The sequence below is a fragment of the Pseudomonas sp. NY15437 genome (assembly GCF_048068435.1).
Classification (GTDB): Bacteria; Pseudomonadota; Gammaproteobacteria; order Pseudomonadales; family Pseudomonadaceae; genus Pseudomonas; species Pseudomonas nitroreducens_B.
The window spans coordinates 25,602-32,311 of record NZ_JBLUQC010000026.1; the positions used below are offsets into that span (position 1 = coordinate 25,602).

The 6,710-nt window shown below is 45.8% G+C and carries 4 protein-coding genes; all 4 read right to left on the bottom strand.

Going from position 1 to position 6,710, the window contains the following annotated elements; genetic code table 11:
- Positions 1-53: 53 nt before the first annotated feature.
- Positions 54-398, bottom strand: coding sequence for a hypothetical protein (locus ACNFIA_RS31390; RefSeq protein WP_196912153.1), 345 nt, complete (start codon positions 396-398; stop codon positions 54-56).
- Positions 399-734: 336 nt separating this feature from the next.
- Positions 735-1,370 (bottom strand): gamma-mobile-trio protein GmtX, encoded by a 636-nt coding sequence (gene gmtX, locus ACNFIA_RS31395; RefSeq protein WP_170859043.1) that lies wholly within the window; start codon positions 1,368-1,370, stop codon positions 735-737.
- The gene (locus ACNFIA_RS31400) at positions 1,360-5,196 is read right to left on the bottom strand and encodes a VPA1269 family protein (protein ID WP_196912152.1); all 3,837 of its coding nucleotides are present in this window, start codon (positions 5,194-5,196) and stop codon (positions 1,360-1,362) included. The genes gmtX and ACNFIA_RS31400 overlap by 11 nt, the downstream gene beginning before the upstream one ends.
- Positions 5,183-6,574: a gamma-mobile-trio recombinase GmtY gene (gene gmtY / locus ACNFIA_RS31405; protein WP_170859041.1), complete on the bottom strand. Its 1,392-nt coding sequence runs from the start codon at positions 6,572-6,574 to the stop codon at positions 5,183-5,185. Before gmtY ends, ACNFIA_RS31400 begins: the two co-directional genes overlap by 14 nt.
- Between the last annotated feature and the right edge of the window lie 136 nt (positions 6,575-6,710).

The window sequence follows — 6,710 nt, forward strand, 5'->3', positions numbered from 1 at the left end:
AAGCCACCCGGCAGCCACCAGGGGCGCGGGCGGGGTTCAGATCGAGAGAGGAATCAGGCGCAGGGAGGTCGCCAGAGGTCGGCAGGCGCCTGGCTGAGGACTACTTCGGTATAGGGCGCTGAGCGCTGAAGCGTAGCGGCGGGAGGCGCGGTCTTCAGGACGCTGACCTGCAACAGGCTGCCGGTCTTGCATTCCTGCCCGCTCTTGCAGTCCTTCTTGCCGTGCTGGGTCATCTTGCCCATGTCCTGGCAGCAGTCCTGGTCCATGCCCGCCATCTGGCCCATGCCCATGCTCTGCATCGGGCAGGGTTCAGTCGGCGTCTCAATGCCCGCCATCCCGGTCAGAGGAAGCGCAAAGCTGAGCAACAGGACGATCAACAACCGCAGGCGACGGATCATGGTGGGCAGTTTATTCGCCCCCTATGTAGGCAGCAACTGAATCCCAAACGGTGTGTATCAATTTGTATCAGTAACCTTGAGGTCCGCTTCTAGCATATGAGCTAGCGATGGGTCCAATTCTGGAGCGGCATGCCGAGGCGATCTGGCGCCAAAAACCGACCTGACGCCCAGAGAGAGTGGTCAATGGCTTCGTACCCCAGAAGCAGATCGCACTCATTAACCTGTTCCGGCCGCTTGGTGGGGGATAGACTGATGATAAATACAATGTCAGTGAGAAAACGATCTTATGAATAACTGGTCTGCTCTAAAGTAGGTCTTGAGATCTTCGGCCTATAGTTAAGTTGCGGGCAGAGATAGTATTTTCTCAATAGCCATCTGGAATCCTGGCTTAAATACAACTCGACCGGCTGAGTCTATAATTTCGCCCCTCATCCCAATCGAGAGGCCTATTAATTTTAAATGCATCGGGTTAATGGAATTCCTTAAGGCGGATATTTCTGCGTCGTTTAACCTGAGTTGTGGTGAAATCATTTTTCCAGATAGCTCTCCAATTATAATTGGTGCATTTATGATCTTGCTTTTTCTGGACTCCTTGGCTTTAAAGGAGCGTAATTCTTCGGCCATGATCGAGGCCGCCATACGCACAGCAGGCTCTTTGATTTTTGATATCCAGCTGTCCGATTTTAACGAGGTATTTGGCTGTTCACAAAAGGAGATTTTTCGCCAAGCTGAAATCAATATCCGATAGTGTTCGCCAGTAGGGTTAAGGATTGACTTCTCACTGGGCGGATTAAGTCCCCGATCTCGCCCCAGATGGACAACAGCTCTATAGGAGAAATCTTTAGATTTCCTCTCGTGGAGGATTCTGCATGCCTCATGTACTGCTTGTAAGCTGCGCTTTCGGCGAATGTCTTTAGCATTTTTAAGTAAGTGTTCGTATAAAGCATCTGGAGTATCGTCTTCAATTGTCATCAGTGCGTCCTGAAAGGTCAATTGCCTTGCTTGAGGCGAAGGTTAAGATGTTGTTAATCTGAATCGTGATCTTTTCTAAATGCGGGTCGCAAGCATCAATATCAAGCAGCATAATGTTTCCAGAAAATAGGTCATCAATACGCTCCCATGACCCCAGTCGCTGCAGCAATAATTTATTAAGTTCGTTCGCGACAATTAACTTTTGAGCGTCTGTCAACCTGAACATGGCAGGCTTCATTCCATTGTTCTCTGCCATTCTATCAATGGCCTGGGAAATAAGGGGTAGGGCCCTAGAAGGGTTGGAAGAGCTGTATATTGTGGAGTTTTCGCATATTTCTGCCAGCAAATGATAATTCGTCTTTGCGTCCTCAAATGCAACCTCTACATTCCTCCAGGATGAGTTCGATATCAACCTTATATCATCACTATCTGAAGAAGACGAAACACCATCATTTATGATTTTAAGGCATGCGTTGACGTAATGAGCAATCGAAGTGTAGTCATTGAGCAGACTGTCAAGCTTAGAGCCAGACTGCTGCATATTAGCTATAGCCAGCTTGCGAGGAGTAGCATTGAGATCGGGGATGTTGGCTATACATGCATCGTAGTGTTCCCTCTCGAGCCGGTCTACTTCAGACGAGTAGTGCTGGTAACGCTCACTTTCGGTATAGATTTCTAATGAGATTTCATTTGCAATTGAAATGAGTCCGCCCAAAAAAGGAACTCCAGTGACGAAGAATCTACAGCGCGGGCAGTTTTTTTGACCGAGATATCCAGGAGGCACGGGTGAATAAATTGTGTCATATACCCATTCTTTAATTGCTTCCCCTCCTATATGGCACGAGGCGCCCGACATAGGGCAGATTCCGTAATCAAATACCACGCAGGCAGAGTTTGGATGCTCAGAGTTAACTAAATGGCGATTTCCATCAGTAATGATGAGATTAGGTGAGAGAAACTCCATGCCTGATTTTCTAACCTCCTCCGCCTGCTGCTCTAGTGAGGCTTGTTCGGTTCTTTTTTCAATCTCGCCCATAAGGCGACGCATTTTATTTGATCCGACACGTATATAGTATATGGTCATCACTAGTGCGGCATGCCCCACAAGCTTCGATATTAGATGAATAGGGGCTCCACCATCGGTGATAAAGGCTGTAATTAAGCTGACTCGAAGGCTGTGTGGTGTATATTGGGAGGCGTATCTGTTGTGTTCTTTGAGTTCAGCAAGTCCCTCGCCATCCCGCTGGATCTCATAAAGCAATTTTGGAAGTATTTTCTCATATACGGAATTTGGGCCCAGAGGGTATCCATTAGAGTCGCGGAAAAGAAAAAACTGCGAACCTCTTGCCTTCAATATTTTTTTATTGATTCGTACGTGAGATACGGCATTCAGCCAAAGCGTTGGTTCATTTAGTGGATTATATTTGTTCTGCCAATCTCGAAGGAGTAGAAGCCAGTAGCATAGATCGTCCGGCACCCACTCGATTTCATAACCCCCCTCGCCAATACCTGTCTTGTTCGTTGTCACATAAAACATGGGTGAGTCATCGAGCCCTTTTTGTATGGCACCTTGATGTCGGCGCTTTTTAGGTGCCCATGCACGACAGTAAAGATTGTTTTTTTGCCATTTAACACCGTTTTCTTCGGGGTCTAAGTAGGCAATTTCGGAATCCCCTTCTCCACTGTCAAGCCACATAATTTGTTGGCCTCTGAGTGGATAGCGCAAAAGAGTGTACATCGCGATGAATCGAACCGGTGACCAGATTTTAAAGATGGTCGAATTCCTTTGTTTTCCGTCGACAAGTCGTTTAACAGTCTCAATACGCCATACACAATTTGGATCTTCTCGATCGACTAGGGATTGGTCAATCTCCACCCAGTCAAGGCGAGAATTATAAAATTCATGTAGATGAGAGAGTTCGTTTAAAGCCGGCCTATTGATCATGGATAAGTCACTATTTGGCACAAGGAAGTTTCTTGCGCGCAAAATGTATTCGTATCCCAGAGGCGGCTTTGTTGTTTGGTTGGGACGAAAACTGGTTAGACTTTCTTGAAATCCAGCAAGAACAGTCTCAAACGGGTTTCTGCAGCCTGGTAATATGATCAGCTCATCAGCATCTTCGTCCGCGCAATACTTAATTAGTGCCCAGCGGAAGAAATAAAGTATGCTCCTGTGCAATCTTGATTTTGTGCTGTTTGTTTGGCTTTCTATTAGATTTCTGTAAGCTTCAGCATCAAATGGGTTTGTCCTGATTAATAAATACCTAGGATCGTCTGGAAGGTTTAATGGTGCAAAGAAACCATTAATTAGAATCTTTAGACTTTGTCGCTTTCCAGGCAGATCGGTTTCATCCTCGAGCCACTCGCTATAATCTGCACATATATTAGGGTAAGAAGGTGTTGCATCAAATACATAAGTTCCTAAAAAGGTCGGGAAGTCAATCCAGCCTGATTGCGCGTACATCTTGTCGGGGGCTGAAGGCAGAAGAGGATCTTCACGATACCGATGCTTGTACTGGTTAACGCTTTTAATTCCTAAAGATTGCACCGCAGCTTGAGCGTCTGCGTATTCAGAGTAGAACTCTTTTTGCTCCCCTGTGAAATGTTTCCAACCCTTCCAGCCAATGTTTTTATAATATTGGATAGGACTGGCAACCAGTCGTGGATCAGACTTATATAGCCGTAAATAGCTATCTTTTCCTGTCGCGCCAAGTGCTTTCGCTGCTGTTCTCGCCTGATCGTATGTTTTGTAAGGAGGGTGGTTTTTAATTCCAAGGAACTCATGCCAGGATGTCCATCCTGATTTTGCATAAAATTTGTTTGGGCTTGAGTATAGGAGCGGATCTTCCTTGTATCGCCTGAGGTACTCTGCTTGAGTTTTGATCCCTAACTTAATCGCAGCCGCACTTGCTTCTTCATAAGTTCCATAGAATAATTTCGGTTTCACCCCTAAGGCGTCTATCCATCCTGACCATCCAAGGTCTTTATAGGTCTCTTCGGGCTTGCTCGGCAGCTCGGGGTGCTCTTTATATCGAGCGCGATATTCCGCAGCGCATTTTATGCCAAGCATCTGTACTGTTGCTTTGAACTCAGGAAAGTTTGCAAAGCATTTCTTTGTTTTGGTAAATTCAGGAAATGTAGTAAAGCCTTTTTTGGCGTAGAAGACATCTGGAGATGCCGGGAGGTGCGGATCCTCTTTGTGGCGCACTCGGTATTCCACCATTGTCCTAATACCTAGAGCTGCAGTGGCTGCTGATGCTTCTTCGAGGGTCTCATACCTACTTTGGACATTCCTTCCGCAATAGTCTGGCCAGTTTGTCCACCCCTTTTCTTTATACATCTGGTTAGGGTTTGAGGGTAATTTCGGATCTAGGTGTCTACACTCCATATACTCTTTGCGAGTTTTAATCCCGAGCTTACGGGTTGCCTTTTTTGCCTTTTCATAGCTTGGATAGAACGCATTATTCTTTCGACCCGTAAAAACTATCCAATTCACCCATCCGCGATTTAAGTAAGTCTGGTCGGGATGACTAGGCATTCCAGGAATTGTCTTGTACCACTTTTTATATTCGACATTTTTTGTAATGCCGTATTTCTGAACTACCTTTGATGCCTCATTGTATGATAAAAAAACATCTGGTTTTGGGGTGAATTCTGCCCATGTCGTCCATCCGCACTTTGCGTACAGTACGTATGGATGGCTTGGGAGCATTGGATCCTCTTTGTATCTGGAAATATATTCGTCTTTGCTTGTTATCCCTAGCCTGTTTACGGCATTTATTGCATCGTTGATATTGCGATATAGTTGTTTTCTAGGCTTCGCCATCAGCGCTTTCCTCTGAGTCGAAGACATCTTCGCCGTATCGGTTAAGTAAACGCTCCTCCATCTCTTTAATGCAATTGCGGACCTGCTTCGCGGTTGGTTGCGTATAAATCGCTGCGGATTCTATTGACTTATGGTGCATAGAGATTTTAATAAGCAGAGCACTAGCGCCATCTTGAGCTAACCTCTGGCCATATGCGTGCCGATGCCCATGTGGCGTTGTGCCCTGCAATTTTCCATACTCTAGTCCTATACGAAGAATCGCCTTCTTATGTGCCTTTCTGAACATTCTATGCGAGTATGGCTGGCCATATTTATTTGTGAAAGCATAAGGGTGGTCATGTCCCTCCTTCGGAGCCGTCCGCTGCAGTAATTGATAATCCAGCCATAGCTTGGAGAAATATTTCCCCATGATTTGCGGATAAAATATAACTTCGAAGCAGTTTCGTTCTGGGTCAGTGATTAGGCAATTTTTCCAGCCTAAGAATAGCGGGTCTGTAGACTTGACTAACGAGTTTCTCGGCTGTAGCCCGTATCGCTCCATTAGATATGCAGACCTGAGTCGGCCATCTTCAGTTGTTCCATGTTCAGGATGATAAATACGGACAACAGTTTCCCCATTTTCGAAAGTTACATCCTGAACCCACAGCGAAAGTGCCTCAGAAAGCCTTAGCCCACCGTAGTGCATTAAAATTGTGATCAATACGTTACGCAACTGCGCGCAGTCGTAGTGATTGAGTGAGCTTTTAAAGAATCCGGTCTGCAACAAATCTTTGAACTTGGAATCTTGAAACGTTTTGGCAGGAGTTAAACGCTCGATCGGCAGAGTGATTGACCTAACTGTACGTGATTCTTGTTGCCTACGATTTTGGCCCCAGAGGTGCGAAAGAAATGCATTGTCTCTGCGGTGGGAATATGCTGCCCAATTCATGCGCTCCTCATGATAAGTGGCTTTCCTCCATGGATTCAGTTGAGCTCCTTCATCTTCACGGATGCGGCCAAGCCAGTCTGAAAAATTTGTTAAATGATTAATTATTCTGCTTGCATCTTCTGGGCGCCTAGGGCTCCACCATAAATTTGATGGGTCGGTGAACTCGTTTATAGTTCCACTAAATAGCGATTCTGCAAACTCTTTAAATAAAATTGAGGGCTTGCTGAATGAATTATGATGCACTGCAGCAAACTCAAGTAGGAGTTGGACCGACAAAGTCGCAGCATCTTGCCAGGTGCGGCTTTTACGTCTGTGCAAATACATGTAGTGGGCGAAGCTTTCCAAAACTCCGTCATCAGTGACCACTACCGGCAGCGTCGCTTTAACGCCGGTGCCATTGCCCACGAATTGCCTGTATTCGCGATGCGACAGCTTTAGAATTGAGTTCATTTTAAATGACCTCAGACACTGACAGGGGAATTGATGGCACTTCAGGCTAGACAGGCGCTATGAGACTTCAAGCTTAGATTTCTATCGATTCTTCATAAGAAAACTAATTTTAGGACTTTAATCTGGGGTAACTAAT

Coding starts and splice junctions, on each gene's coding strand:
- gmtY (WP_170859041.1), bottom strand. CDS start 6,574: ATGAACTCAATTCTAAAGCTGTCGCATCGCGAATACAGGCAATTCGTG.
- ACNFIA_RS31390 (WP_196912153.1), bottom strand. CDS start 398: ATGATCCGTCGCCTGCGGTTGTTGATCGTCCTGTTGCTCAGCTTTGCG.
- ACNFIA_RS31400 (WP_196912152.1), bottom strand. CDS start 5,196: ATGGCGAAGCCTAGAAAACAACTATATCGCAATATCAACGATGCAATA.
- gmtX (WP_170859043.1), bottom strand. CDS start 1,370: ATGACAATTGAAGACGATACTCCAGATGCTTTATACGAACACTTACTT.